A 25,231-nucleotide genomic window follows, 5' to 3' on the forward strand; every position below is an offset into this window, starting at 1 on the left:
TGTTCCTCCCATGAGCACGCCGCCATGGTAGACGGAAATACGGCCGCTCGGCCAGCGCCCGCGCTGCTGCCGGCCCTGTTGCCTGCTTTGGGGGCGATGACCGCGCTGCAGGCCCTGGTCGCGCTGGCCTTGTTCGCGCCCGGCGTGGTCGCCCCGCGAGCCCATATCGAGGTCTGGCAGCTCTCGATGTTCTCCGCCGCCGTGTTCGCGGTCGGCATCCCCGCCTCGTTCTGGGGCGGCGGCTTCATCGCGCGCCTTGGCTCGCTGCGGATCGCGAGCCTGTGCGCGGCGGCCATCGTCGTCGGCATGGCCCTGGCTTCGCTCGGAACGAGCGCCGCCCTGCTGGCCGCGGGCCTCTGCATCGGCCTCGCCATGGGGCCGGAGACGCCGGCGAGCGCGGCGCTGCTGGCGCGCCTCGTCACCGCCGAACGGCGCGCCTTCGTGTTCTCGGTGCGCCAGACCGGCAACCAGATCGGCGCCGTCTGCGGCTCGCTGGCGCTGCCCGCGATCGCCATCGCGTTCGGCCCGGTGTGGTGCTATGCGGCCGTTGCTGCCTTGGCGCTACTGGCGATCGCGCTGTTCGAACGATTGCGGCCGGCTTATGCCGGCAAGGTCGCCCCGCCGCCAAAGCTCGATCTCCGCGCGCGGGTGGCGCTGGTGATCGCGGACCGGCGGATCGCGATGCTGGCGCTGGCCTCGATGCCGTTCAGCGCGATGCAGGTGTCGCTCAACACGGTCTTCGTCACGCTCGGCACACGCGAGCTCGGCCTCAGCCATATCGAATCCGGCATGGCGCTCGCCTGCGCGCAAGCCGGCGGCCTAATCGGCCGCCTCGGCTGGGGCTATGTCGCCATGCGGCTCGATGCCTCGCGCGCGGTGCTCGTCGTCATCGGCCTCGGTATGGCCTTCTGCGCCGCGCTGCTCGGCCTGAATGGCGCTTCGCTCGGCCGCAGCGGACAATTCATCATCGCCGCATTATTTGGCCTGACGGCGTCGGGCTGGAACGGCGTCTTTGTCGCCGAGATCGCCCGCCTCGCCCCGCAGGACCGGATCGGCGAGACCACCGGCGCGGTGCTGACCGCGTCCTATGCCGGTCTCCTTGCCGCGCCCGCGCTGGTGTCGATCCTGGATGGCGTGGCCAGTCTCGGCATGGCCTTCTTCGCCCTGGCGTGCCTTGCCCTTGGCGGTACATTGGCGTTGATCTGGGGAGGCCATGACAACGCGGACAAATAACGCGCGCGAGATCGCTGCCGCCGTCAGCGCCGGGCGGACCAATGCCGTCGAGACCGCGAAAGCCGCGCTCGGCCGCATCGAGGCCGCCAAGCCCTTGAACGCGGTCGTCACAATCGATCCCGCACGCACGCTGGCGGATGCTGCGGCGGTCGATGATTGCCTGCGTATGGGCGAGATCATGCCGCTCGCCGGTGTTCCCGTGATCGTCAAGGACAACGTCTGGGTCGGCGGCTGGCGCGTGACGCAGGGCTCGCGCTTGTTCCACCATTTCATCGCGCCGCGCGATGCCATCGCGGTCGAGCGGCTGCGCAAGGCCGGTGCCGTCGTCGTCGGCATCGGCGCGACGTCCGAGTTCGCCTGCAAGGGCGTGACGACCTCGCAACTCTACGGGCCGACGCGACATCCGCTCGATCCCGCGCTGACGCCCGGCGGCTCATCGGGTGGCCCGGCCGCAGCTGTTGCAGCCGGCTTGGTGCCGCTGGCGATCGGTACCGATGCGGGCGGCTCGAGCCGCAGACCGCCGGCGCATGTCGGGGTCGCCGGCTTCAAGCCGTCCTACGGCGCGATCCCCTATGGGCCAGGTTTCGCCGAGCCCTTCTTCGGCCTCTCCGTCATCGCGCCGATCGCATCGGACGCGGCCGATATCGTGCTGGCGTTTGAAGCCATGGCCGGCACCGACCCGCGCGATCCGGAGTCTGCCGTCGTGGTGCAGCAGGCCAAAGACATCGGCAGTCAGCGCATCGCGTTCTCGCCGCGCCTTGGTCTCGACGTCGCGATTGACGACGTCGTCGCGAATGGCCTCGCCGCCGCCGTCGAACGGCTTTCCACAGCGGGTTTGCACATTACACGACGCGATCCCGTCTGGCCGTCAGGCGCCACGGAGGATGCGATCATGCCGCTTCAGCATGCGGGTCTTGCGGCACTCCACGGTGATCGCTTTCGTAAGGATCCGACCGTCTTCGATCCCGACATCGCCAAGCAGATCGAGCGAGGGCTCTCCTGGTCCGGTGTAGACGTTGCGGCAGCGCTGCTTGCGAGCACCGCGATCGCCAATGCCTTCGCAGCGTTCTTCACCGAAGTCGATCTGCTGCTGGCACCGACCGTCCCCTGCGTCGCCTGGCCGCTGACGCAGCTCGGCCCTGATATGATCGGCGGAAAGCCGGCAAGCCCGCGGGCCCACGCGGTGTTCACGCCCTTCGTCAATCATGCCCGCCTGCCGGCGATCTCGATTCCGTGCGGAACGGATCGGCGCGGGCTTCCCTTTGGCCTTCAGATCATCGCGGCGCGCGGACAAGACCGCTCGCTCCTCGCAGCAGCGCAAGAGATCGAAGCGATCTTACGTAGTGCCTGACGAAACCGGAGACTCCCATGGTTGAGAACGTTCATTCGACAATTCGGCCGCTCGACCCCCGCGACCGCTGGTCCGAGTTGTCCCGGGCGGAGCGCAGCGCGGCCTATGACAACAACGCGGCGGTCAAGAACAGCCCGGCCCTGATCGCCGAGCGCAACGAAGCCTCAAGCCGGCTGCGGGGCACGCTCAGGTCCCATCTCGACCTGCCCTATGGCGAGCGGGCCAACAACAAGATCGACCTCTACCCGGCCGCAAAGCCTGATGCGCCCTGCCTGGTGTTCCTGCATGGCGGCTACTGGCAGCGCAATTCGCGCGAGCTGTTCGCCATGCTTGTCGAAGGCGTCGCCGCGCATGGCTGGTCGGTTGCGATCCCCGGCTATTCGCTAGCGCCCGAGGTGTCCCTCAGCGACATCGTCGCCGAGGTCCCGCGCGCGCTCGACTGGCTCGCGGCGCACGGCGCGTCCTACGGCGTTGCCGGGCCAGTCGTGCTGTCAGGCTGGTCCGCCGGCGCCCATCTTGTCGCAATGGCGCTGGATCATCCGCGTGTCCATGCGGGGCTCGCGCTCTCGGGCGTCTACGACCTCACGCCGATCCGCGATACGGGGTTGAACGACGCGCTGAAGTTGACGGACGAGGAGATCGCCACGCTGTCGCCGCTGCGCCTGCCTGTGACGCCGAAGCGGCTCGACATCGCCTATGGCAGCGACGAGCTGCCGGCCCTCGTGTGCGATTCCATCAACTTCCATCACAAGCGCGCGGCGGCGGGAGCGCCCGGCAAGCTCATTCCGGTCGAAGGTGCCGACCATTTCACCATTCTCGAGGCTCTGCGCCGGCCGGACGGAGTCCTGGTGGAGGCTGCGCGGCGGCTGCTGGACTAAACCTCGAAAACAACCCCATGCACAGTAGCGACGCCGTTGTTTTCAAAGGCACATTTTTCGAAGGCCAATCGACTCCGTCGCGACCGCTTTGACTCGTCGGGCAAAACAGGGGCATGATGTCATCATCGCCCCGGCTGCCGCTCCTGCAGCTCTATCCAGATTCGCTCGTCCATGATCCGCACCGGATAAAGCCGCAGCGGCCGGCTCGGCCATCCCGCGGTGATTGCACCATCGCGCAAATCGAACGACGCCGCATGGCGGGGACAATGGAGGCGCCCGGCCGTCACCTGCCCCAAGGCCAGATCCGCCTGTTCATGCGGGCACGCCCGTTCGCAGGCGACGACGTTGCCCTCGTTCCAGATCACGAGCAGGTCGCGCCCGGCGACGCGAACGATGGTCTCCGCCTTCAGCCGGTCGAGATCGCAGACGTCAATCCATCCGGCCTCGTCACCCACCGAGATAGGCCTTGCGCACATGCTCGTTCGCGATCAGCTCGCTGCCGGCGCCCGATAGCACGATGCGGCCGTTCTCGAGCAGATAGGCGTGGTCGCACATCTCGAGCGCAGCGAAGGCGTTCTGCTCGACCAGCAGCACCGTGGTGCCGGCATCGCGAATGCCGCGGATGATCGCAAAGGTGCGCTCGACGATATTGGGGGCGAGCCCGAGCGACGGCTCGTCGAACATGATCAGGCGCGGCCGCGACATCAGCGCGCGGCCGATCGCAAGCATCTGCTGCTCGCCGCCCGACAATGTGCCAGCTGCCTGCCGGCGCCGCTCGGCGAGCCGCGGAAACTCCGTGTAGATGCGGTCACGGTCGGCAGCGATCTCGCCCGAACCGCGACGGAGGTAAGCGCCCATGTCGAGATTTTCCTCGACGCTCATATGCGGAAACACGCGCCGCCCTTCCGGGCAATGCGCGATGCCGCTCGCCAGCACGCGCGGCGGCTTCGCGCCGGTGATGTCGATGCCCTCGAACTTCATCTGGCCCGAGCGCGGCGGCACCAGGCCGGAAATCGCGCGCAGCGTCGTGCTCTTGCCGGCGCCGTTGGCTCCGATCAGGGCGACCAGCTGGCCGGCCTTCACGTCGAGCGAGATGCCGCGCAGCGCGGTGACGCCACCGTAGCCGCAGACCATGTCGCGGATCTCAAGCACGTCCTGCTCCATGTCCAAGATAGGCTTCGATGACAGCAGGATCGTTGCGAATCACATCGGGCGTCCCTTCGGCGATGATGCGGCCATAGTTGAGCACGACGATGCGATCCGAGACCGTCATCACCATCGGCATGTCGTGCTCGACCAGCAAAATCGTGATGCCGCGGTCGCGGATGCCACGGATCAGCTCGACGAAACGGTGCGTCTCCGAGGCGTTCATGCCGGAGACGGGCTCGTCGAGCAGCAGCATCGACGGCTCGGCCGCCAGCGCCAGCGCGACACCGACCAGGCGCTGCTCGCCGTAGGAGAGCGAGCCCGCCGCGTCGTGGGCGCGGCGCTCAAGCCCGACCCATTCGAGCAGCTCGCCTGCCCGCTGCCGTAAGCGGCGCTCCGAGGCGCGGGCGCCTGGCAGGCCGAGGATGGCGTCGAGCAGCCGGACCCGGCCCTGCCGGTGCAGGCCGATCATGAGGTTGTCGTAGACAGTATCGTTGGGGAATACGCTGGTGCGCTGGAAGGTACGGATCAGGCCGAGATCGGCGATCTCGTGCGGCTTCAGACCGGCGAGCGCAGTGTTGCGATAGGTCACCCGGCCTGCGCTCGGCGTCAGGAAGCCGGTCATGACATTGAAGGCGGTGGTCTTGCCGGCGCCGTTCGGCCCAATCAGGCTAACGATCTCGCCCTCGCCGACCTCAAAGCTCATGTCGGAGATCGCGACGAGCCCGCCGAAGCGGACCGCGACCTGATCGATGGTCATGGCGATGCTGCGCGCGGTCATCACGCCGGCTCCTTGGCAGCGGTCTCCGTGAGGGACACGGGCGCGGGCCCGGCAGGCTGCCGTCGCTTCGCCAAGCGCAATGCGAGCGAGGGCACGATGCCGCGCGGCAGCACGAACAGGATGGCGATCAGCACGGCGCCATAGGCGATCCATTGCGCTTCCGGCGCCATCACAGGCCGCAGCGCAACCGGCAAAAGACCGAAGATCAGGCCGCCGACGACGGGACCCGCCAGCGAGCCCTTGCCGCCGGTGATGACCATGATCACCATGGTGACGGTGTTGATGAAGGCGAAGACTTCGGGATCGATGATCCGGATGTAGTGCGCATAGAGGCTTCCGGCTGCGCCGGCGATCGCGGCGGAGATCACCGCGGCAATCGTCAGCGTCCTGGTCACGTCAATGCCGACGGAGACGGCGAGCGTTTCGTTCTCCATCAGGCCGCGCATGGAGCGGCCGAAATGGGAATGAACGAGGCGCGCGATCAGGAGATAGGCGATGAGCGCAACGACCAGAACGAGATAATAGTTGTGGAATTTCGTGCGCAGCGTCAGCTCGCCAAAGCCGGGCAAGGGCAACGCGACGGACGGGATATTGGTCAGCGCCAATGGACCCTGCGTCAGCTCGACCCAGTTCAGCGCGACCAGCCGGACCACCTCGGCAAAGGAGATCGTCACAATGACGAAATAGGCGCCGCGGACGCGGAAAGACAACAGACCGACGAAATAGCCGCACAATCCTGCAATCAGGATCGCCAGCACGAAGCCTACTATCGACGGCCATGGTGTGTGGACAAGACGAAAACCTCCGGGCAGGCCGATGTCGAAGCCGAGCGATGTCAGTGCGCTGACATAGGCGCCGATGCCGAAGAAGGCGATATGGCCGAGGCTGAGCTGGCCGGTGAAGCCGAGCAGCAGATTGAGACTCATCGCGCCGATGACGAAGATGCCGGTCGTGATCAGCGCGTTGAGCAGATAGGGATCGCGCAGCCAGAGCGGCACCGAGGCCAGCGCCGCGACGGCGAGAATGGTGACGATGGTCTTCATCCGACGCGCTCCGCGCGCGCGAACAGGCCGGTCGGCCGGAAGATCAGCACGGCGATGATGATGAGAAAGCCCATGGCATCGCGGTAGCCTGACGAGACGTAGCCGGCGCCGAGCTCCTCGGCCAGCGCCAGGATGAAGCCGCCGATCACCGCGCCCGTGATGTTGCCGAGCCCGCCGAGGATGACGATGGCGAAAGCCTTGACCGCGGCGAGATCGCCCATCTGCGGGAAGATCACGTAGACCGGCCCGAGCAGCGCGCCCGCGGCGGCGGCGAGGCTAGAGCCGATCGCAAAGGTCGAGGTGTAGATCATGTCGACGTTGACGCCCATCAGGGACGCCGTGTCGTGATCCTGGAACGTCGCCCGCATCGCGCGGCCGAGACTGGTCTTGTTGATGAGCAGATACGTCACAAGGATCAACATGGCCGCAGCGGCGAGCACGAACAGGCGCAGCCAGGAGACGGAGACCGGGCCGAGCACCAGCGGCGCCTCCGGAAATGGCGTCGCCACCGATTTCGCGACGCCGCCCCAGATCCACAGCGTGCCCGACTGCATCGCGATCCATGCGCCGATCATCACCAGCATGGTGGTGTCGATGTCGGAGCCGCGCAGGGGACGCAGCAAGGTCAATTCGATGGCCGCACCCAGCAGCCATCCGGCCAGCACGGCCACGGGCAGCGCGAGAAAGAAATTCAGCCCGAACTGCTGCACCACGATGAACATGATGTAGGCGCCGAACGTGTAGAGCACGCCATGCGTGAAGTTCACGACGTTCATGATGCCGAAGATCAAGGTCAGCCCGATACCCAGCAGCGCATAGGTGCCGCCGAGCACGAGCATGTTGATCAGATGCTGAAGGAATTCGCTCAAGATTGTTCCCGATTAGTCCGTATTCGGCGAGAGCGGTGACGTACCGCCCTCGCCTGCGAACAAGCGCGTCAGAGCGTCTTCATCTCGATCTTGCCGTCGGCGATCTCGATGAGATAGACATTCGGCTGGCTCTGACCGCTTTCCTTGCCCTCGGGGCCCGACTTGCGGAACACGATGTCGCCGTTCAGCCCCTTGATGTTGATGTTCCAGAGCGCCGCCTTGATCGCGGCAGGCTCGGCCTTGCCGGCCTTCTCGATCGCGGCGGCGACGGTGCGGATGCCGTCATAGCCGCGAAAACTCTCGGTGCAGCCGGCGAAGTCGAAGCCGCGCTTCTTCCATTCCGCGATGAAATAGTTGGTGGCTTCCGGGTTCGGCGTCTTGTCCGGGAACCAGGGCAGGAAGGTGGTCAGATGCATGGTGCCGTTGGCGGCCGCTCCCGCCTGAGCGATGATCTGGTCCGGGTTCTGCGAGCCGCCGGTGGTGATGATGCGCTTCTTCAGGCCGAGCGCGGCGGCCTGCTTGAAGATCAGCGTGAGCTGGTCGACGGCGGTGGTGACGATGACGGTCTCGGAGTCCGAGCTCTTGATCTTGGAGAGCTGCGCGCTCATGTCCTGCGCGCCCTGGTCCATGGTCTCGACGAGGCCGATGCCGATGCCCTTGTCCTTCATCATCTTGCTGAAATCCTCGGCGGTGCCGCGGCCCCAGTCATTGTTGATGACGAGGAAGTCGACCTTCTTGAGCGCGAGCTTGTCGACGATGTTCTTGAACGCGGCCGCCTCGATCGCGGAGGGCGGCGAGATGCGGAAGATGAAGGGATTGCCCGTCGTCGTGATCTTGCCGGAGGACGAGGTCTCCACCACCATCGGCGTCTCGTACTCCATCAGCTTCGGCATCACCGCGAGCGTCAGGCTCGAGCCCCAGGCGCCCATCAGGACCGGCACCTTGTCGCTGGTGATGAGCTTCTCGGCGACGGCGGCGGCCTCCGTCGGGTTGCTCTTGTTGTCCTCGATGACGAGCTCGATCTTCTTGCCGAGGATGCCGCCCTTGGCGTTGATCTCGTCGGCGGCGATCTTGGCACCGTTGACGACGTAAGTGCCTGAGGCCGCGAACGCGCCGGTGAGCGGCTCGTTGACGCCGATCTTGATGGTCTGCGCCCCTGCGGCGCCGCCGAACAAGGCCGTCGCCAGCGCGATTGTCCGAGCTAGTCCGAGTGTTCGTGTCATGTTTGTCTCTCCAAATCCCACGCTGTTGATGTCAGGGCAGTCCAGGCTTCGTCACTCCGCGGCGCCGGCGCGCCGATCATTCCGCGCCACCTCTTCCGAAGGCGCGGCGAAATATTTGCGCGAGCCGGGCTCGCAAGATGTCCGATGCAATCGACCAGAAGCTGAGCTCCGCCGGAGCCCCCTGCCCCGACGAGGCGCCGGACATGTGGCGGTCGAGATTGGCGGCGAACTCCGCAACGAGACGTTTTGCAAGGTCTCGCACCATGCCGGGACGACCGACCTGAGCCAGCATTCCCGTGAGCGTGTAGCCGATCGACAGTTCGACCGCGGTCGCCGCGCCGCCTTCCAGTGGCAGCAGGCGGTAACGGATCTCGCCCTGCGTCGCGGAATGGCTGCGCTGGTCGGTGCCGATGCCGACGATGCGCCCCGAGAGTGTCGCGGGATCCCGCTCGACGCGTGCGGCACCCTCGAAGCTTGCTCCGATCGGTCCGAGCCTGACGCGGATCGATCCTTCGACGCGCTCCGGCTTTGGCGTCGACGACAGCGATACGCCAGGGAGGCAGGCGGCGACGCCTGCGATGTCCTCGAACATCGAGAACACCTTTGCCGGCGGATACGGCAACGTGAAGCGCTGATCGAGCACGGTTGCCGGCGTGAAGTCGGGGATGCTGCCTGAGGTGGCACTTTCCGGTGCCGGAGCTGGCGCGTGCCGCGCAGGCCGCAGCTCGTTCCGGGCGGTTGCCGCTCGCCCCGAGCCGGCAGGACCAAGGACGGTCCGGCCCCCATCCGCCACCGGCGCGACGTTGCGCGCGCGCCTTGCCTCGATCACGGACTGCACCGCGCGCACGATGCCGACATAGCCAGTGCAGCGGCAAAGATTGCCGCTGAGGCCAATACGAATCTGGCGCTCGTCGGCGTCGGGCAGACGCAGCACCAGGTCGCGCGCCGAGACCAGCATGCCGGGCGTGCAATAGCCGCATTGCAGGGCATGCTCGCGGGTGAAGGCAGCGCGCAGCTCGGTCGTGATCTCGTCCTCATCGAGGCCTTCGATCGTGGTGACATCGGCGCCCTCGCAGGCTGCCGCATAGGTAATGCAGGAGCGCGCCGGCACGCCGTCGAGCAGCACAGTGCAGGCGCCGCAGACCCCGTGCTCGCAGCCGAGATGCGTGCCGGTGAGATCGAGCTTGTCGCGGACGAAATCGGCAAGGCTGGTGCGCGGCTCGGCGGGCAGCTCCACCGCGCGGCGATTGACCTGAAGCGCGATCGTGGTCATGCCGCGGCCTCCAGGACGGCGCGCTTCAGCACGCTGACATGGATGTGGCGCTGCGCGGCGTCGTCGATGCCGGCGCTTGCGAGCAGGGCATCGGCGGCACGGACGTCGAAGCGCTGCTTGTAGTCGGCGGCGATCCGGCCGCCGAACAACTCCGCGGCATCAGTGATGACGATCGGCGTCGTATCGATGGCACCGATCACGATACGCGCCGAGGCGGCAGCGGGATCGATCAGCACCGCGCCGATGGCATGGGCGAACTCGCCGGTCTTGCGGCAGCTCTTGGCATAACCCCAATGCGCCGCCGTCGACCGCGCCGGCACGTGGACCGCCTCGACGATCTCGCCGGCATGCAGCGCAGATTCCAGCGCACCGACCACAAACGCTTCGACCGCCATCGATCGCGCACCGGCAAGGCTGCGCAATGTCACGCGCGCGCGAAGAGCCGCCAGCGCCGAGATCCAGTCCGCGGCGGGATCGGCATGGCTGAGCGAACCGCCGATGGTGCCGCGGTTGCGCACCGCGCGGTACGCAATATTGGCGGCAACGGCCCTCATCGCCCCGCGGGTCACGTCGGCCGTGCGGCCGTCCTCGATATCGGCATGGGTGACGAGGGCGCCCAGCACGAGCTCGTCGCCGGAGACCTCTGCGCGCTTGAGCTCGGCAAGGCCGGAGATGTCGACGATCAGCTCCGGCTGCACCAGCCGGAGATTGAGCATGGGACCGAGCGACTGTCCGCCGGCGATGATCTTTGCCGATCCGCCGCTTGCGGCCAGCATCGAGAGAGCCGCATCGAGGTCGCGCGGGCGCTCGTAAGCGAAGGGCGCCGGTTTCATGCCGCGCTCCTCTCAGCCGCGCGCGCGGCCAGCACCGCCGCGACGATCCGATGCGGCGTGATCGGCGACTGCATCAGCTCGACGCCGAGCGGGCGCAGCGCGTCGTTGACGGCATTGACGATCGCGGCGGGCGGTGCGATCGCCCCGCCCTCGCCGATGCCTTTCACCCCGAATTGCGTATAGGGCGACGGCGTCTCCATGTGATCGAGGCGCGCGGCCGGGACCTCGGTCGGGCCGGGCAGCAGGTAATCCGCGAGCGTCGTCGCCAGCGGCTGACCGGAGGCGTCGAACGGCATTTCCTCGTAGAGCGCAGTGCCGATGCCTTGCGCGAGGCCGCCATAGATCTGGCCGTCGACGACGAGCGGGTTGACCAGCACGCCGCCGTCCTCGACGATCACATAGTCGAGGATCTCGACCTCGCCGATATCAGGATCGACCGCGATCACGGCTGCATGCGCGGCATAGCTGAAGGTGCCGCTGTCGCGCACGGGCTTGTAGCCTTGGGTGACCTCGAGCCCGCCGGGATCGACGTCTGGCGGCAAATCCTGCGGGCGGCGGTACCAGGTGTGGGCGATCGCCTTCAGGCTGACGCTGCCGTTGACGCCGCGCACCTCGCCGTTCTGCAACACCACGGAGGCCGGATCGTGCTGCAAGAGTTTCGCGCCGATGCGGCGCGCACGTTCGCCGAGCTCTCGGCAGGCGGTCGCGACCGCACCACCCGCCATCACCATCGAGCGCGAGCCCCAGGTGCCGGTCGAATACGGCGTCATCGCGGTGTCGCCGAGGATAGTGCGGATGTTCGCGACATCCACACCGAGGATTTCGTGCGCGACCTGGGCGAGCGTCGTCTCCATGCCCTGCCCGTGCGAGTGCACGCCGACGCGCAGTTCAAGGCCACCGTCCGGCGTCAGGCGCGCCGAGGCCTGCTCATGGCCCGGCACCATCGGGATGCCCCAGCCGGAATAGACCGAGGTGCCGTGCGCCGCCTGCTCGCAATAGATGGAGACGCCGACGCCGATGCGGCGGCCGTCGGCCTCGCCCTGCTTTTGCCTGGCGCGGATGGCGTCGATGTCGATGGCCGCGAGCGCGCGGCGCATCGCTTCCGGATAATCGCCGCTGTCGAAATGCTTCTTGGTGATGTTGTCGAACGGCATCTGCTCGGGGCGCACCAGATTGCGCAGCCGCACCTCGCCGGGCTCGAGGCCGGCTTCCGCCGCCACGAGGTCGAGCATCAATTCCAGCGCAAAGCAGACGCCGGTGCGCGCGACGCCGCGATAGGGCAGGATCGGGCATTTGTTGGTGGCGACCGAGAAGGTGCGGCAGCGATAGGCCGGCATCTTGTAGGGACCCGGCAAAATGCTCGCGACCTGCGCGGCCTCCAGGCAGGCCGAGAACGGATAGGACGAGTAGGCGCCGGAATCCACCGTCGCCTCGCAGTCGATGCCGCGCAGCGTGCCGTCACGGTCAGCATAGACCGTGATTTTGTAATGATGTTCGCGGCAATTGGAGCTCGCGACGAGATGCTCGCGGCGGTCTTCGAGCCAGCGGACGGGATGGCCGCAGCGCATCGTCAGCCAGGACAGGCAGACCTCTTCGGGCAACAGGATGCCCTTGTGACCGAAGCCGCCACCGACGTCGGGCGAGATCACGCGGATCTGGCCCTCCTCCATGCCGAGGCATTCGGCGAGGCCGCTGCGCGTGATGTGCGGCATCTGGGCCGCCGAATGCAGCGTGAGCTGGTCGAGCCTCTTGTCGAAGGTCGCGACCACGCCGCGGCCTTCCAGCGGCGACATGCATTGCCGCGCGGTCGAGATCTCGCGCGTCACCTTGATCGCCGCGTCGAGCGCGGCGGAGATGTCGACCTCGTAATTGGTCTCCAGGAAGACGTTGTCGCCCCAATGCTCGTGCACCAGCGCCGAGCCGGGCTCGCGCGCCTTCAGCATGTCATGGATCGCCGGCAGCTCCTCAAGATCGAGCGCCACGGCGGCCGCGATGTCCTCGGCCTCGGCGCGGGTCGGCGCGAGGCACATCGCCACGAGCTCGCCGACCTGGCGCACCTTGCCGGTCGCGAGCACCGGCTGCTCGGAGATCTTGAAGCCCGGCAGCCCTGACACCGCCCGGATCGGCTTGATGTCGACGAGATCGGCTGCTGTGAAGACGCGATCGCGATAGCGTTCGGGCACGTGGATGCCGCGGATGCGCGCATGCGCCAGCGGGCTGCGCACGAAGGCGACGTCCTGAAGACCGGCGAGCCTGACGTCCCCGACATATTGGCCGCGGCCGCGCATCAGGCGATCGTCTTCCTTGCGCGGCAGCCGCGCGCCAACGCCCTGCCCCGTCTTTCCGTCCGGAAATTCTCGCTCGTTGCGCAACTTCGCGTTCTCCTCCACCGCCCGGCCTCATGCCGCGACGGCCTGCGGCAGGATCGGCGCGACGGCATCGAAGCGGGTGCCGGCGCGCAGGCAGAAGGCCGGCTGCAGCAGGCGCTCGGCGATCACCTCGTTGTTCTCGTTGTCCTTGAGGACGAAGCGGCCGTTTCTCTCCGAGAGCACGGAGACGTCGGCGTCCATGCCGATCTTGAGCGCACCGATCTCGTGGCTGCGTCCGAGCATTTTTGCGGGATTGGAGGTGACCATCGGCACCACCTGCTCCAGCGACAGGCCGAGCGCCATCATCGAGCTCATCGCCTGGACCAGGCTGAACTTGGCTTGTCCCGCGAAGGGATGGTTCTCATCGTCCTCGTGCTGGTCGGGCGTTCCCGCGGGCGCGGGCACATGGGTGTTGTAGCCGTGGATGTCGGCGCCGAGCGTGGTCGGAATGATGCCGGCAGCGATCGCCTTTTTGGCGAGCCGATAGGAGAAATGGCTGCCGTGGCCGACGTCGACCTTGAGGCCGCGGTCGAGCGCGGCCTGGATCACCGGATGCACCTCGCCCTCGCGATTGACGAAGCCGCCGGGATGGCGCGTGAAGGGATGGGCGAGGATGTCGCCCTTGCGCAAGAGCGGGATCACGCGGGTGAGGATGGTGTCGGCATCCTCTCCGTTGGCGCCGCTCTCGGGCAGGCCCCAGAGCTGGCCGAAATGCACATAGACCGGCAGGTCGGCGCGCTTGCCGATCTCGGCCGCCATCTCGATCACGCGAATGCCCCAGCGCGCGAAGCCGCCGATCTCCGCGTGAGCCTTGATGCCGCGCACGAGATCGAGATTGGCGGTTGCCGACTTGACGGTCGCATCGATGTCGACGCCGTCGGGGCTGTAGAGCTGCGGATAGAAATGGCCCTCGAGGCCGCCGACGAGATAGGCGGAGATAAACGCATAGACGCGCGAGGCCGAGGCTTCCGCGATGAAATGGCGGAAACCCGGCAGCGTCATGCAGGACGGACCGCCCTGATCGACCAGCGTCGTCACGCCGGACTGCACGCCCACCATGTCGGGGTTCATGCCGAAACGGCCGGAGACATATTGATAGACATGGGCGTGGGTGTCGATCAGCCCGGGCAGCACCAGCTTGCCGCTGACATCGACGACCTCCTTCGCGCTGGTCGGCAGAATGTCGGATGCGACCGCCGCGATCTTGCCATTGCGGATGGCGACGTCCTTGAGGCCATCGATGCCGGAGGCCGGACAGATCACGCGGCCACCCCGGAGCAGAAGATCGAAGCTGGCAGTGACGGACATGGCGCTCTCCTCTTCTTCCCGAGGGGCGACGGCTTCGTCCCTCGAATTACGAAGCATGCTTCGCATTTTGACAAAAGCAAGCATCGTGCCATGATCCCGATGTGGCAGGCGCACTCGAATCGAGCTAAGCGCGGCAGGGTTTCGGCTTGGGAGTGTGTGCATTGCGGCAAGCGAAGACACGTCGCGGCAGGACGCGGCACCGCCCCTGGCCATTGTCGGAACGGCCCGGCTATCTGATCCGCCGGCTGCACCAGATTCACGTCGCGCTGTTTCAGGAAGCCTGCGGCGAATTCGAGGTCACGCCGCTGCAATACAGCCTGCTCTCGGCGCTGGCGGTGCGAGAAACCGCCGATCAGACCACTTTGGCGGCCGATATCGCGCTCGATCGCACCACGACGACCGGTGCGTTGAAGCGCCTCGCTGCGCGCAACCTGGTCGAGCGCGCGGTGAACAAGGACGATCGGCGCGCGCGATTGTGCCGCCTGACGCCGGCCGGCGCCGCGCTGCTGGTTAAAATCGAGGGCGCGGCACGGCGGGCGCATCGCGCAACGCTCGGCGATTTGAGCCAGCGGGAACAGGCGCTCTTCATCGAGATGATGCAGCGCATCGTGGCCGGCCATCCCAGTCGCGACAGCGCCGCTGGCCTATTCGACTAGAGGCGAGTGCTGCGCTTTTGAGTTGGGCTGCTTAATTTATCATCGTACCGCTGCCCGGCCGTGCATCGATCGCCGTCAACCGGCGGCGGGTCCGAGTGCTGCGGCAGGCCGGCGCGTCGGCATGGCCGGCGCTTGAAAACGCAGTCGCATCCGAGGCGAGCCTCGCTGCGTCCGGCATCGAAACGCGCCCGGCCCGGCCGCTCCGCGACCCATGGCACGATTTATGCTGCGATGATGCGAAGCGTGCTTCGTATTGGGGGATGCCATGACGGATTCCGAACTTCGCGCTGATATTCACAGCATCGAGCCAATTCCCGACGCGGACCGGGACTCCTCCGGGCCGCAGCAGATGTGGATCTGGGCCGGCGCCAACATCGCGCCGGTGAACTGGGCGCTCGGCGCGCTCGGCATCATCCTCAAGCTCGGCCTGATGGAGACAATCGCGGTCATCGTGCTCGGCAACATCGTGGGCTGCGCGATCTTCGCGACCTTCACGGTGATGGGACACAAGACCGGCGTCAACCAGATGGTGCTGAGCCGGTCCGCCTTCGGCGTCCGCGGCGCCTACCTGCCGAGCATCCTGATGTTCCTGATGACGCTGGGCTGGATCGGCGTGAACACCTATTTCCCGGTCAAGGTCTCGATGGGCATCCTCGGCCAGTTCGGCGTGCCCGACACCTGGCTGGTCGAGATGATCGTCATCACGCTGGTGATGGCGGTGCAGGTGATGATCGGCGTCTACGGCTTCTACGCGATCCGCACCTTCGAGAAGTACACGGTGCCGCCGACCATCGCCATCATGGTGCTGATGAGCGTGCTGGCCTGGACGCGGCCCGGCGTCGTCAACTGGAACCTGACCACCTCGCTGCCGCCCGGCGCGCATCTGGCGATGCTGACGATGCTGATGACCTCAATCGGCGTCGGCTGGGGGATTTCCTGGGTCACCTGGGCCTCCGACTATTCGCGCTTCGTGCCGCGCTCCACGCCGTCGAAAGCCGTGTTCTGGTACAGCTATGTCGGCATGTTCGTGCCGACGGTCTGGCTCGGCATTCTCGGCGCGACCATTGCCTCGACGACGCTGGACACGGATCCCGCCAAGATGGTCAGCGCGGTGTTCGGCGGTCCCGTCAGCATCCTTGTCCTCCTGATGGTGCTGCACGGCCCGATCGCCACCAACATCCTCAACGTCTATTCGGCGGCGCTGGCGGCCCTGAGCGCGGGGCTGAAACTCTCGCGCTTCTGGCTCACCGTTATCGTCGGCGTCGCCGGCTATCTGGTCACCCTCTACTTCATCTTCGCGCCGTCCTTCGCGAAGGCGTTCGACCATTGGATGATCAGCCTGCTGTTGTGGATGAGCCCGTGGGCCGGCGTGGTGCTCGCCGACTTCTACATCAAGCGCAAAGGCAAGATCGAGGTGGCCGAGCTCTATCGCTCGCCGGAGAGCAGCGCCTATGGCGACATCAACTGGGCCGGCATGATCGCGTTCTTCGCCGGCCTCGTTGCCGGATGGCTGGTGCAGGATGGCCTCGTCAGCGCGCTGCAGGGGCCGATCTCGAACTATCTGCTCGGCGGTGCCGATCTGAGCTGGTTGTTCGGAATCGGCGTGGCGGGCCTCGTCTACCTCGGGCTCGGCAAGTTCGCGACCTCGCCCACACCGGCCGTCGCGAGCCGTGCCGGCAGTTAGCCTGAGAGCGCTGACCTCGTCTCTTCGTCAGCGCTTGCGGCCAAGCCTCACGATCATCTCGCCGGGCCCAAGTGCTCCGGCGACATGAGGGCGCAATCGCCACAGGCCCTCGCCATCCACCAGCGAGGGCATCGGCAGTTCGTGGTCGGCGAAATTGACGACGATCTGCAGAACGTCGCCCTGCTCCGTCTGCCAGCGCACATCCACGCCGCCCATGCTGGGATCCGCGCCGAGCAATTGTCGCTGCGCCGAAACGAACCCGCGTTTGATCAGCGGCACGATCTTCTCGCGCCGGATCGTCAACAACTGCGTCGTCAGTGCTCGGAACCTGGTGCCGGAAGGCGATTGCTCGATGCTGGACCAGTCCAGCTTGGAGGCGAGGAAGGTTCTTTCGTCGCACGGGTCCGGGATTCCGGCGCGCGTTTCGGGCGTCGCGAACGCCTTGAAGTGCGAAAACTCCTTGCGGCGGCCTTCCCGTGTCAGTTCGGCGGCTTCGCCCGTCCAGTCGGCGAAGAACAGGAAGGGCGTTTCGGCTGCCGCTTCCTCTCCCATGAACAGCATTGGAATATGCGGGCTGAGCAGAACCAGTGCGAGGGCCAGCTCCAGCTTGTCCGGACCGACCAACCGCGACAGCCGCTCCCCAAAGGCGCGGTTGCCGACCTGGTCGTGGTTCTGGGCGAAGAAGATGGTCGCTTCGGGCGGCAGATGAGCGCTCGGCTCGCCGCGCGGCGCCTCGTGCAGGGGAAACACCTCGCCCTGATAGGCAAAGCCCTCGGTGAGGGATCGCGCCAAATGCTCGAGCGGCTTGTCCGCAAACGCCCGGTAATAACCTTCGTCCTCGCCCGTGAGCAGGACGTGGAGCGCGTTGTGGAAGTCGTCGCCCCATTGCGCATCGTAGTACGTCGCTCGTCCCTGCGAACGCGCGAGCAGGTGCGCCTGATTGGCCTCGTTCTCCAGCATCAGATGGATGCGCCGGCCCGCCAGCTGGCTGCGCAGGGTCTCGGCGAGCTCGACCAGGAAATGACGTTTCGAGTCGTCCTTCAGCGCATGAACGGCATCGAAGCGCAGGCCGTCGAAGCCATAGTCGCGCAGCCACATCAGGGCATTCTCGATCAGAAACCCGCGCACGAACGCGCCGTCGGCTCCTTCGAGGTTGACGGCGGGCCCCCACCCGGTGGTGTGGCGCGGGTTGAAGAAATTCTCCGCATAAAGATGCAGATAGTTCAGCTGCGGCCCGAAATGGTTATAGACGACGTCGAGATAGACCATGAGGTCAAGGGCATGCGCCGCGCGCAGCAGCCGCTTGAGATCCTCCGGCCGGCCATAGCGGGCATTCGGCGCGTTCAGGAGCACGCCGTCATAGCCCCAATTGTGCCGCCCGGGGACGTCGTTGAGCGGCATCAGCTCGATGGCGGTGATGCCGAGATCGCGAAGATAAGGCAGCTTCTTCTCGACGCCGGCATAGGTCCCCTCCTCGCTGAACGTGCCGACATGCAGCTCGTAGATCACGGCTTCCGCCCAGGGACGGCCCGCATAGAGCACCGGGTCCCGCAACGCGGCCGTATCGACCACCTCGCTCGGCGCGCCGACGTCGTCCGGCTGGAAGCACGAGGCGGGATCGGGCACGACGAGGTCTTGGTTGATCCTGAACTGATAGCGCGTGCCGGCGCGCGCAGTTTGGCTCAATAGCTGATACCAGCCGTCCGCATCGCGCGGCATCTTGCGTGGCGACTGGCCGATTTCGAACAGCTCGACCGATCGCGCCGTCGGCGCCCACAGGTTGAACGAGACCCCATGATCGACGATCTGAGGACCATGGCGCCGACTTTGCTCGGCCATTCCCAGTCTTTGACTCAAGCCCATCCCCTTTCGCGGCATGCCCTCCTCGGCATGCAATTGCGCGCGTCGGGGCGACAAAGCGGAGCCGTGTGCGTTCGTTCCTCCACGGCGCCGACGCCGGACATTTGCAGCGCAACGGGAACGGAATCAGCAGCGCGACGGTTACCACCCCAGACAGGAGCCGTGGCCATGCGCCGCCCGAAGCCGCAACTGATCCGCAACAAGCTCGACCTGACCGACCGCGCCCAGGTGCGCCTCGTCAAGAAACGGCTCGGACTTTCGGACGCTGAGCTGATCGCGATCGTCGGGCGGATCGGCAACTCCATTCCGGCCATCAGCAAGGAGGCGGCTCTGCAAAAAGCCAACGCGCCGTCCAAGCCGGCCGACGTGGAGCCCATTACCGCGACTGCGCCGACATCCTGACGGGCAACTCGGGGGCAGAGATGGACCAGCCAGCACATTCAGACGACGCCCTGACGCGGACGGCCTCGCGCCTGCGCCGCACCCGGATCACCGAAGGCAGACCTTTCCCGCTCGGCGCCACCTGGGATGGGCTCGGCGTCAACTTTGCGCTGTTCACCGCCCACGCCACCAAAGTCGAGCTCTGCCTGTTCGACGATACCGGCGAAACCGAGCTCGAGCGCATCGAGCTGCCCGAATATACCGACGAGGTCTGGCACGGCTATCTGCCCTCCGCTCGCCCCGGCACCGTCTACGGCTATCGCGTCCATGGTCCTTACCAACCCGACGCCGGCCACCGCTTCAATCCCAACAAGCTCGTGCTCGATCCCTACGCCAGGCAGCTGGTCGGCCAGCTCCGCTGGGGGCCGGAGTTGTTCGGCTATCGGCTCGACCACGCCGACAAGGACCTGTCCTATGATGAACGCGACAGCGCGCCCTTGATGCAAAAATGCCGCGTCATCGATCCCGCCTTCACCTGGGGCGTGGCGCGCAAGCCGGAAGTGCCGTGGGAGCGCACGATCGTCTACGAGATGCACGTCAAGGGCTTCACCCAGCTGCATCCGCTGGTGCCGGAAGCCGATCGCGGCACGTTCTCGGGGCTCGCACATTCGGAAATCCCGGCTTACTTGCGCTCGCTCGGCATCACCAGCGCCGAGCTGCTGCCGATCCATGCCTTCGTCGACGACAGCTATCTGGTCGAGAAAGGCCTGCGCAATTACTGGGGCTACAACTCCATTGCCTTCTTCGCGCCGGAGCCGCGTTACCTGAAGGCGACCTCGGCCAACGAATTCAAGGCCATGGTCAACCAGTTTCACGCCCATGGCATCGAGGTCATTCTCGACGTCGTCTACAATCACACCGCCGAAGGCAACGAGCTCGGCCCGACCCTGTCGTTCAAGGGCATCGACAATGCCAGCTATTACCGCCTGCTGCCGGACAAGAAACGCTACTACATCAACGACACCGGCACCGGAAACACGGTCAATCTCTCGCATCAGCGTGTGCTGCAACTCGTCGCCGATTCCTTGCGCTACTGGGCGACAGAGATGCGGGTCGACGGCTTCCGTTTCGATCTCGCTACCATCCTGGCGCGCGAACCCTATGGCTTCGATGAAGGCGGCGGCTTCCTCGACGCCTGCCGCCAGGATCCCGTGCTCTCCAGCGTCAAGCTGATCGCAGAACCCTGGGACATCGGGCCCGGTGGTTACCAGGTCGGTCAGTTCCCGCCGGGCTGGGCCGAGTGGAACGACAAGTTCAGGGACACGGTGCGGGCCTTCTGGAAGGGCGATCCGGGCACGCTGGCCGACTTCGCCAAGCGCGTCTCGGGCTCCGGCGACCTCTTCAACAAGCGCGGACGCCGGCCCTGGGCCAGCGTCAATTTCGTCACCGCGCATGACGGCTTCAACCTCAACGATCTCGTCTGCTACAACGACAAGCACAACGAGGCGAATGGCGAGGACAATCGCGACGGTCACAGCAACAACCATTCCTGGAATTGCGGCGTCGAAGGGCCGACCAACGACCCCGAGATCACCGCCTTGCGTGAGCGCCAGAAGCGGAATCTGCTGGCGACGATGCTGCTGTCCCACGGCACGCCGATGCTGCTCGCAGGCGACGAGTTCGGGCACACCCAGAACGGCAACAACAACGCTTACGCCCAGGACAACGAGACCACCTGGCTCAATTGGATGGGCATCACCGCGAACGGCCGCAGCCTGCGCGAGTTCGTGCGCAAGCTGATCGCCACCCGCAAGGCGTTTCCGATCCTATATCGCAGCCGCTTCCTGGTCGGCTCGCACAACGAGGAGCTCGACGTCAAGGATGTCACCTGGCTGTCGCCGTCCGGCGAGGAGATGACGACGGAGCAATGGCAGGACGGCAACGCCAAATGCTTCGGCATGCTGCTCGACGGCCGCGCGCAGGAGACCGGGATCAAGCGCCGCGGCTCGGATGCGACCATGCTGCTGGTCTACAACGCGCACCACGACGTCGTGAATTTCACCTTGCCGGAGGTCACCGAAGGACACAGCTGGCTCGGCCTGATCGACACCAATCGGCCCGACGCGCCGATGGCCGAGTTCGAGTTCGGGCATGCTTACGCGGTGACCGCGCGCTCGCTCGTGGTGTTCGGCCTTGCCAACGACAGCATCGCGACGCGGCGCCTCCGCCAAGGCCTCGGCGCGCTGCTGGACATCGCCGACACGCCTCTGCCCGAGTAGCCGCGTTGCCGAGGCTCGGAGATTGTTCTGGATGCGTGTCGTTCGAGCCCTTGGAACACCGCATCAAGAGCCGCGTTCATTGTCGGCATTGGAGCTTTGAAATGAATGTCGATTGCTCGCCGCCGCTCTCGCGATCAATCCCCGCTACGGCCGTGCGCGCCGTTGCAGGAGGTACCGGTGATCGGCGCGACCACCTGACCGGCAACTGGCGCCCGTCTTGACCGACCATGCAGCTGAGCCAGGCGGCGTATCCGCAGCCGAGCGTCCTCTCACCGCCATCGCGTTCTCCGGCGGTCTCGGCCTCGGCGCCTATCATGGTGGCGTGTTCGAAGCACTCACCTCTCTTCGGCTGCCGATCGACTGGGTGACCGGCTCGTCGGCCGGGGCCATCACGGCCGCGCTGATCGCGGGGAGCCCGCGCGACGATTGGCTGCGCAATTTACGCAGCTATTGGCATGCACCGAGCAGTCCATCCGACGTGCCGAACGCGGGCCGCCATACTTTCGCGTGGCTGAGCTCGATCAGTACGCGCGTCCTCGGTCATTCCGGTTTCTTCCACCCCCGCCTCCCCATTCCGGCGCCTCACTACGGCGGCCTCTACGATCTCGGCCCGACCCGGCAACGCCTGCAGCGCTTGATCGATTTCGGACGTCTGAACGGCGGCGATCTGCGGATCACGATCTGCGCCACGGACGTCGAGAGCGGCGATGCCGTGTTCGTCGACTCCGCGTCGGAGCGGATCGAAATGGACCATATCCTGGCCAGCTGCGGCTTTCTCCCCGAATTCGCTCCGGTGCAGATCGCCGGCCGCTGGCTCGTCGACGGCGGGTTCTCGCTGAACGCGCCGTTCGATCCGATCCTGGAGACTGCAGGCCCGCTCCGCCTCTATGTGATCGATCTGTTTCCGCGCGATGGCAAGGTCCCTGACGGACTCGAGGCCGCCTCCGAGCGCAAGAGCGACCTGACCTTCGGCAACCAGACCTTCCAGCGCCTCGGCTACGCTCTGGAGGCCCGTCAGCTCCGCGCCGAGCTTCAGGACCTCCACTACGAGGACGAGGTCTATCTCCTGAGCTACCGTCCGGGCCGCGAGGAAGCCGGGCCGGAAAAATCCTTCGACCTGTCGGAGACGGCCATGGCGCAGCGCTGGCGCGCCGGCTTTCTGGACATGCAATATGCCGCGAGCCTCACGCCAGCCCCGAACGAGATCTGCAGCGTGCGGCGGCCCTAGCGATGTCTCTCGGTGTCGGGATACGAGCTAGGCACTGTCCTGCCGTTACGCCGCTCGCGAATGTCGCGCAGCAACCGCCTGAGGCCGTCATCGGCAGCCATGCCGTCGGGCGGGGCGATCGTGGTAATGCCCCAGTTCGCGAGCACGGCCTCCTGCACCGGATTGCGCTGCGCGACGAACACGAAGGATCTCGGCCGGTCCTGGCTGTGCCCGGACTCGTCCCAGATCTGCCAGATCCGGTGCAGCAGCAGCCGGATGTTCGGATCGGACATGCTGTATCCGACGAAAAGCAGTGTGCTTCCTAGCGCATCGGCGCGAAAGCGGATATCGAGCGGGGAATTGAAGGCGAGCCGGTTCAGAAAGTCGGTCTCGGTCAGAACCAGCGAAGCATCATCGTCGAAGTCGCCGTGAAACTTGATGATGTGGGTGACACCGGCACGCGCGCTCGCGATCTCCTTCGCGTTGCTGATCTTCGCAAAGGGCTTGTTCAGCACGTCGAACGCGGTTTCCAGGTTGCGGTCGTAATTGGTGGTATAGATGACCGGAAAATCCAGCTCGACGATCATCCGGTGCAGCTCTGAAGCGGCGATCTTCTCGGGGTCGACACGCCAATTGCGGTCGAGCCAGCTGCGCAGCGGGCCGATCCCGCCGCGCTTGATCCGATAATATTCCGCGAGCATCTGATAGCCGCCATGCATTCCATCGATGACGTTGCGATCGAGGCCGAGATCGTCAAGGAGATGATCGATCAGGGACTGCCAGGACGGCAGGCCGACGGCCATCGAGACACCGGCGCCCACGAACAGGACAGCGCGGCGTCGCTCGATCGCCACTGCCAGGACGTCGTGAGGCGGCCGCTCCTCCGATATGATCCCCGTGGTTTGTTGGTCCATCAACCTTGAATGATTGGGCGCGCGACGCGTTCCTAATCCCGGACCACCCCTCACCGGCCGAGCGGCGAGGATGTCTCGCGCGCCGTCTGCGCCGCGAACCGGGCGATCAGGCGCCGGAGCTGCGCCTTGTGCACCAGGCGCGCCGCCGTCTTCGGCGAGACCCAGATCGCCTCCCGCTCGCCCTTCTCGGGCCACCAGCGCTCCCGCCCGTGCACCTTCATGGGGAAGACGGCAACGTTCATGGTCCGCTTACGATCACCTTTTCGCTTGCGATGCTTGAAGCTGCCCAGTGCGCGCGTGGCCACGACACCGACCAGGCCCGCCTCCTCATAGGCTTCGAACGCAGCCGTCAGGTGCGGCTCCTTGTTGCGCATCGGCGATCCCTTAGGGACGCTCCACCTGCGCTTGCGCCTGGTCGTGATCAGCATCACCCGCAGCTCGGACTTGTCCAGACGAAACGGCAGAGCGGCAAATTGCTTCTTTCCCATCAGGCGCCTCCAACTCGCGTCTGATAAGCGAACGCCGCAGCCATGGTTCCTGTTTTGCGAAGTGGCGCCTCGCGTGTGGGCGCTGGAATTTCTAGGAAGCCTGAACTCCACCATGGTCACCTCCGCACTCAGACCGGCGAAAAGCAGCGCAACTGCAAGAGATCGTCGACGGAGAGGCCGTACAGCACTGGCCGAAACGCTGGTGCCGTCGCGAGCACGAGCAGCAGCAGAAAGATCACGTAGACCAGAGCCGGCGGCGTGTTTCTAACGACCCTGTAGACTGCCTTTCGCATGCACTCCCTCCTGCGCCCCCACGCGTGCCATGGCAACGCCCATGACGATCATCGCAGCCCCCCACAACAGGAAGCCGATATCCCAGAAAATGCGCTGGCCGTCGGGCACGGTCTCGTTCACCTGATGCAATCTCAGGATCTGGTGATCGACCACGCCTTCAGCGAGATTGAAGATGCCCCACCCGATCAGGATCGTCCCGAAACACTGCGAGCCGGACCACCGCGGCGCGCTTCGGCGTGCCCGCTGCCACAGCAGAAAAAGCCCGGCGAGCACGAGGACGTAGGCGGCACTGTGAAAGATGCCGTCCCAAGTCGTATTGAGGGTGATGTTCTCGATGGAATTGAGCGGATACCAGCCGCTTAACATATGATGCCATTGCAGCAGCTGATGAAAGACGATGCCGTCGAAGAATGCGCCGAGGCCAAGTCCGAGAAGGACGCCTGCGGACGTCGGGAAATTGCTTTGTCTGTCCTGCATGTGGTGAACTCGTGCGCGGCTCGGCACTCCGATGCGGAATCAAGCCATGCCACACACGCACGTTCCTATGGCGATCAGCATCTCACTGGGATCGAGGCGGCCTCGGATTGTCGGCCCTGGGCAACCTCAGGAAAATCGATAGAGCGTAGCGACGAAAGCCAAAGAGACGAGCAATGCATACGCCCTGTTCAAGGACGGGGAGAAGGTGAGCCGCACGTTTCCGACCGGGGAGGAAGCGCTGGAGAAAGCCGATGAGGCGGGACTGGTCGAGCATGCCGAGGGCGAGGCGGTGCTCGAGGACGAGTTGAGGATCAGGCCTTGTCCGGCCGACCCGAGCCTTGCGACGATGGGGATCTGATCAGGACGCCGGTCAAGCCGGCGTCCTGATCATGGGTTCATCATCGGCGACTCAGCATCCCCTGCAGATGCCTTTGATCTTTCGATCCGCCTCGGAATCGCGGGAGGTCTCCGAACGAATCTGGTCGTCGCCCTGCAGCGAGGGTCCGGGCGTGACGGTCCCATCGATGCGTCCGATATTGGTGCCGCCTGCAGGATTGCCGGGTCGGCCGACGGTCGTCGATCCCCGTGGGGCGGAGCCGCCGCTCGATTGCGCTGTCCCGGCCGAGTTGGTCCCGGGCGCCGACGACGTGCTCCCGGCCGCCCCGCCACCGGCGCTTCCTCCCC

24 protein-coding genes and 1 pseudogene are annotated in these 25,231 nt (G+C 65.9%); 9 read left to right on the forward strand and 16 right to left on the reverse strand.

Annotation, left to right across the window (positions count from 1 at the left end):
• Window positions 1-24 precede the first annotated feature (24 nt).
• The 3 genes from I6F17_RS07370 to I6F17_RS07380 are packed head-to-tail and all read left to right on the forward strand — an operon-like array spanning window position 25 to window position 3,462.
• The gene (locus tag I6F17_RS07370; protein WP_225131333.1) at window positions 25-1,233 is read left to right on the forward strand and encodes an MFS transporter; all 1,209 of its coding nucleotides are present in this window, start codon (window positions 25-27) and stop codon (window positions 1,231-1,233) included.
• Window positions 1,214-2,584, forward strand: a complete 1,371-nt coding sequence (locus I6F17_RS07375; protein WP_225131331.1) for an amidase — start codon at window positions 1,214-1,216, stop codon at window positions 2,582-2,584. The genes I6F17_RS07370 and I6F17_RS07375 overlap by 20 nt, the downstream gene beginning before the upstream one ends.
• A gap of 17 nt (window positions 2,585-2,601) precedes the next feature.
• A complete protein-coding gene (locus tag I6F17_RS07380) occupies window positions 2,602-3,462 on the forward strand; it encodes an alpha/beta hydrolase (RefSeq protein WP_225131329.1) in 861 nt (286 codons plus the stop codon).
• Window positions 3,463-3,584: 122 nt separating this feature from the next.
• On the opposite strand, the gene I6F17_RS07385 is transcribed toward I6F17_RS07380, so the two are convergent.
• The 10 genes from I6F17_RS07385 to I6F17_RS07430 form a co-directional block, all read right to left on the reverse strand.
• Window positions 3,585-3,938, reverse strand: a complete 354-nt coding sequence (locus I6F17_RS07385; protein WP_225131328.1) for a Rieske (2Fe-2S) protein — start codon at window positions 3,936-3,938, stop codon at window positions 3,585-3,587.
• Window positions 3,910-4,614 carry an ABC transporter ATP-binding protein gene (locus I6F17_RS07390; protein ID WP_036034716.1) on the reverse strand — a complete coding sequence of 235 codons (705 nt, stop codon included), beginning with the start codon at window positions 4,612-4,614 and terminating at the stop codon, window positions 3,910-3,912. The genes I6F17_RS07385 and I6F17_RS07390 overlap by 29 nt, the downstream gene beginning before the upstream one ends.
• A complete protein-coding gene (locus I6F17_RS07395) occupies window positions 4,607-5,389 on the reverse strand; it encodes an ABC transporter ATP-binding protein (RefSeq protein ID WP_225131327.1) in 783 nt (260 codons plus the stop codon). The genes I6F17_RS07390 and I6F17_RS07395 overlap by 8 nt, the downstream gene beginning before the upstream one ends.
• Window positions 5,389-6,432, reverse strand: coding sequence for a branched-chain amino acid ABC transporter permease (locus I6F17_RS07400; RefSeq protein WP_225131326.1), 1,044 nt, complete (start codon window positions 6,430-6,432; stop codon window positions 5,389-5,391). The genes I6F17_RS07395 and I6F17_RS07400 overlap by 1 nt, the downstream gene beginning before the upstream one ends.
• Window positions 6,429-7,301, reverse strand: coding sequence for a branched-chain amino acid ABC transporter permease (locus I6F17_RS07405; RefSeq protein ID WP_036023707.1), 873 nt, complete (start codon window positions 7,299-7,301; stop codon window positions 6,429-6,431). The genes I6F17_RS07400 and I6F17_RS07405 overlap by 4 nt, the downstream gene beginning before the upstream one ends.
• A 68-nt stretch (window positions 7,302-7,369) precedes the next feature.
• Window positions 7,370-8,524: an ABC transporter substrate-binding protein gene (locus I6F17_RS07410; protein ID WP_225131325.1), complete on the reverse strand. Its 1,155-nt coding sequence runs from the start codon at window positions 8,522-8,524 to the stop codon at window positions 7,370-7,372.
• Between the two features lie 76 nt (window positions 8,525-8,600).
• On the reverse strand, window positions 8,601-9,797 hold the full coding sequence (locus I6F17_RS07415) for a 2Fe-2S iron-sulfur cluster-binding protein (RefSeq protein ID WP_225131324.1): 1,197 nt from the start codon (window positions 9,795-9,797) through the stop codon (window positions 8,601-8,603).
• Window positions 9,794-10,630 (reverse strand): FAD binding domain-containing protein, encoded by an 837-nt coding sequence (locus I6F17_RS07420; protein ID WP_225131323.1) that lies wholly within the window; start codon window positions 10,628-10,630, stop codon window positions 9,794-9,796. The genes I6F17_RS07415 and I6F17_RS07420 overlap by 4 nt, the downstream gene beginning before the upstream one ends.
• Entirely contained in the window at window positions 10,627-13,020 is a 2,394-nt protein-coding gene (locus I6F17_RS07425) for a xanthine dehydrogenase family protein molybdopterin-binding subunit (protein WP_225131322.1), read from the reverse strand. The genes I6F17_RS07420 and I6F17_RS07425 overlap by 4 nt, the downstream gene beginning before the upstream one ends.
• A 9-nt stretch (window positions 13,021-13,029) precedes the next feature.
• Entirely contained in the window at window positions 13,030-14,307 is a 1,278-nt protein-coding gene (locus I6F17_RS07430; protein WP_225131320.1) for an amidohydrolase/deacetylase family metallohydrolase, read from the reverse strand.
• 161 nt (window positions 14,308-14,468) lie between these two features.
• On the opposite strand from I6F17_RS07430, the gene I6F17_RS07435 reads away from it, so the two are divergent.
• Together I6F17_RS07435 and I6F17_RS07440 are read left to right on the forward strand one after the other, a co-directional pair.
• Window positions 14,469-14,963: a MarR family transcriptional regulator gene (locus tag I6F17_RS07435; protein ID WP_225131319.1), complete on the forward strand. Its 495-nt coding sequence runs from the start codon at window positions 14,469-14,471 to the stop codon at window positions 14,961-14,963.
• A gap of 265 nt (window positions 14,964-15,228) precedes the next feature.
• Window positions 15,229-16,647: a cytosine permease gene (locus I6F17_RS07440; protein WP_225131317.1), complete on the forward strand. Its 1,419-nt coding sequence runs from the start codon at window positions 15,229-15,231 to the stop codon at window positions 16,645-16,647.
• 27 nt (window positions 16,648-16,674) lie between these two features.
• Here I6F17_RS07440 and treZ read toward each other — a convergent pair whose 3' ends face one another.
• On the reverse strand, window positions 16,675-18,486 hold the full coding sequence (treZ, locus tag I6F17_RS07445) for a malto-oligosyltrehalose trehalohydrolase (RefSeq protein ID WP_225131315.1): 1,812 nt from the start codon (window positions 18,484-18,486) through the stop codon (window positions 16,675-16,677).
• 189 nt (window positions 18,487-18,675) lie between these two features.
• On the opposite strand from treZ, the gene I6F17_RS07450 reads away from it, so the two are divergent.
• From I6F17_RS07450 to I6F17_RS07460, 3 genes are all read left to right on the forward strand, one after another.
• Complete coding sequence (locus I6F17_RS07450) at window positions 18,676-18,909, forward strand: DUF3606 domain-containing protein (RefSeq protein ID WP_057029914.1); 234 nt, start codon at window positions 18,676-18,678, stop codon at window positions 18,907-18,909.
• A gap of 20 nt (window positions 18,910-18,929) precedes the next feature.
• Window positions 18,930-21,167 (forward strand): glycogen debranching protein GlgX, encoded by a 2,238-nt coding sequence (gene glgX, locus I6F17_RS07455; RefSeq protein ID WP_225131313.1) that lies wholly within the window; start codon window positions 18,930-18,932, stop codon window positions 21,165-21,167.
• Window positions 21,168-21,384: 217 nt separating this feature from the next.
• Window positions 21,385-22,395, forward strand: a complete 1,011-nt coding sequence (locus I6F17_RS07460) for a patatin-like phospholipase family protein (protein ID WP_225131311.1) — start codon at window positions 21,385-21,387, stop codon at window positions 22,393-22,395.
• Here I6F17_RS07460 and I6F17_RS07465 read toward each other — a convergent pair.
• From I6F17_RS07465 to I6F17_RS07480, 4 genes are all read right to left on the reverse strand, one after another.
• Window positions 22,392-23,288 (reverse strand): SIR2 family protein, encoded by an 897-nt coding sequence (locus I6F17_RS07465; protein WP_225131309.1) that lies wholly within the window; start codon window positions 23,286-23,288, stop codon window positions 22,392-22,394. The genes I6F17_RS07460 and I6F17_RS07465 overlap by 4 nt on opposite strands.
• Before the next feature lie 50 nt (window positions 23,289-23,338).
• Window positions 23,339-23,776 carry an NUDIX hydrolase gene (locus tag I6F17_RS07470; RefSeq protein WP_036034746.1) on the reverse strand — a complete coding sequence of 146 codons (438 nt, stop codon included), beginning with the start codon at window positions 23,774-23,776 and terminating at the stop codon, window positions 23,339-23,341.
• Between the two features lie 128 nt (window positions 23,777-23,904).
• Window positions 23,905-24,069 carry a hypothetical protein gene (locus tag I6F17_RS07475; protein ID WP_225131307.1) on the reverse strand — a complete coding sequence of 55 codons (165 nt, stop codon included), beginning with the start codon at window positions 24,067-24,069 and terminating at the stop codon, window positions 23,905-23,907.
• On the reverse strand, window positions 24,041-24,547 hold the full coding sequence (locus I6F17_RS07480; RefSeq protein ID WP_225131305.1) for a DUF2243 domain-containing protein: 507 nt from the start codon (window positions 24,545-24,547) through the stop codon (window positions 24,041-24,043). The genes I6F17_RS07475 and I6F17_RS07480 overlap by 29 nt, the downstream gene beginning before the upstream one ends.
• 205 nt (window positions 24,548-24,752) lie before the next feature.
• Between I6F17_RS07480 and I6F17_RS07485 the strand changes: the two genes are divergently transcribed.
• Window positions 24,753-24,905, forward strand: coding sequence for a hypothetical protein (locus I6F17_RS07485; protein WP_225131303.1), 153 nt, complete (start codon window positions 24,753-24,755; stop codon window positions 24,903-24,905).
• 51 nt (window positions 24,906-24,956) lie between these two features.
• On the opposite strand, the pseudogene I6F17_RS07490 reads toward I6F17_RS07485, so the two are convergent.
• Window positions 24,957-25,231 (reverse strand): annotated as a pseudogene (locus I6F17_RS07490) (hypothetical protein); the annotation flags it as partial.

This window comes from Bradyrhizobium sp. NBAIM18, assembly GCF_020193825.1.
GTDB classification, from domain to species: Bacteria; Pseudomonadota; Alphaproteobacteria; order Rhizobiales; family Xanthobacteraceae; genus Bradyrhizobium; species Bradyrhizobium yuanmingense.

What these genes read in the sequence shown, in the direction of transcription:
- I6F17_RS07370 (WP_225131333.1), top strand. Translation starts at nt 25, where the DNA reads ATGGTAGACGGAAATACGGCCGCTCGGCCAGCGCCCGCGCTGCTGCCG.
- I6F17_RS07375 (WP_225131331.1), top strand. Translation starts at nt 1,214, where the DNA reads ATGACAACGCGGACAAATAACGCGCGCGAGATCGCTGCCGCCGTCAGC.
- I6F17_RS07380 (WP_225131329.1), top strand. Translation starts at nt 2,602, where the DNA reads ATGGTTGAGAACGTTCATTCGACAATTCGGCCGCTCGACCCCCGCGAC.
- I6F17_RS07385 (WP_225131328.1), bottom strand. Translation starts at nt 3,938, where the DNA reads ATGTGCGCAAGGCCTATCTCGGTGGGTGACGAGGCCGGATGGATTGAC.
- I6F17_RS07395 (WP_225131327.1), bottom strand. Translation starts at nt 5,389, where the DNA reads ATGACCGCGCGCAGCATCGCCATGACCATCGATCAGGTCGCGGTCCGC.
- I6F17_RS07400 (WP_225131326.1), bottom strand. Translation starts at nt 6,432, where the DNA reads ATGAAGACCATCGTCACCATTCTCGCCGTCGCGGCGCTGGCCTCGGTG.
- I6F17_RS07410 (WP_225131325.1), bottom strand. Translation starts at nt 8,524, where the DNA reads ATGACACGAACACTCGGACTAGCTCGGACAATCGCGCTGGCGACGGCC.
- I6F17_RS07415 (WP_225131324.1), bottom strand. Translation starts at nt 9,797, where the DNA reads ATGACCACGATCGCGCTTCAGGTCAATCGCCGCGCGGTGGAGCTGCCC.
- I6F17_RS07420 (WP_225131323.1), bottom strand. Translation starts at nt 10,630, where the DNA reads ATGAAACCGGCGCCCTTCGCTTACGAGCGCCCGCGCGACCTCGATGCG.
- I6F17_RS07430 (WP_225131320.1), bottom strand. Translation starts at nt 14,307, where the DNA reads ATGTCCGTCACTGCCAGCTTCGATCTTCTGCTCCGGGGTGGCCGCGTG.
- I6F17_RS07440 (WP_225131317.1), top strand. Translation starts at nt 15,229, where the DNA reads ATGACGGATTCCGAACTTCGCGCTGATATTCACAGCATCGAGCCAATT.
- treZ (WP_225131315.1), bottom strand. Translation starts at nt 18,486, where the DNA reads ATGGCCGAGCAAAGTCGGCGCCATGGTCCTCAGATCGTCGATCATGGG.
- I6F17_RS07450 (WP_057029914.1), top strand. Translation starts at nt 18,676, where the DNA reads ATGCGCCGCCCGAAGCCGCAACTGATCCGCAACAAGCTCGACCTGACC.
- glgX (WP_225131313.1), top strand. Translation starts at nt 18,930, where the DNA reads ATGGACCAGCCAGCACATTCAGACGACGCCCTGACGCGGACGGCCTCG.
- I6F17_RS07465 (WP_225131309.1), bottom strand. Translation starts at nt 23,288, where the DNA reads ATGGACCAACAAACCACGGGGATCATATCGGAGGAGCGGCCGCCTCAC.
- I6F17_RS07470 (WP_036034746.1), bottom strand. Translation starts at nt 23,776, where the DNA reads ATGGGAAAGAAGCAATTTGCCGCTCTGCCGTTTCGTCTGGACAAGTCC.
- I6F17_RS07475 (WP_225131307.1), bottom strand. Translation starts at nt 24,069, where the DNA reads ATGCGAAAGGCAGTCTACAGGGTCGTTAGAAACACGCCGCCGGCTCTG.
- I6F17_RS07480 (WP_225131305.1), bottom strand. Translation starts at nt 24,547, where the DNA reads ATGCAGGACAGACAAAGCAATTTCCCGACGTCCGCAGGCGTCCTTCTC.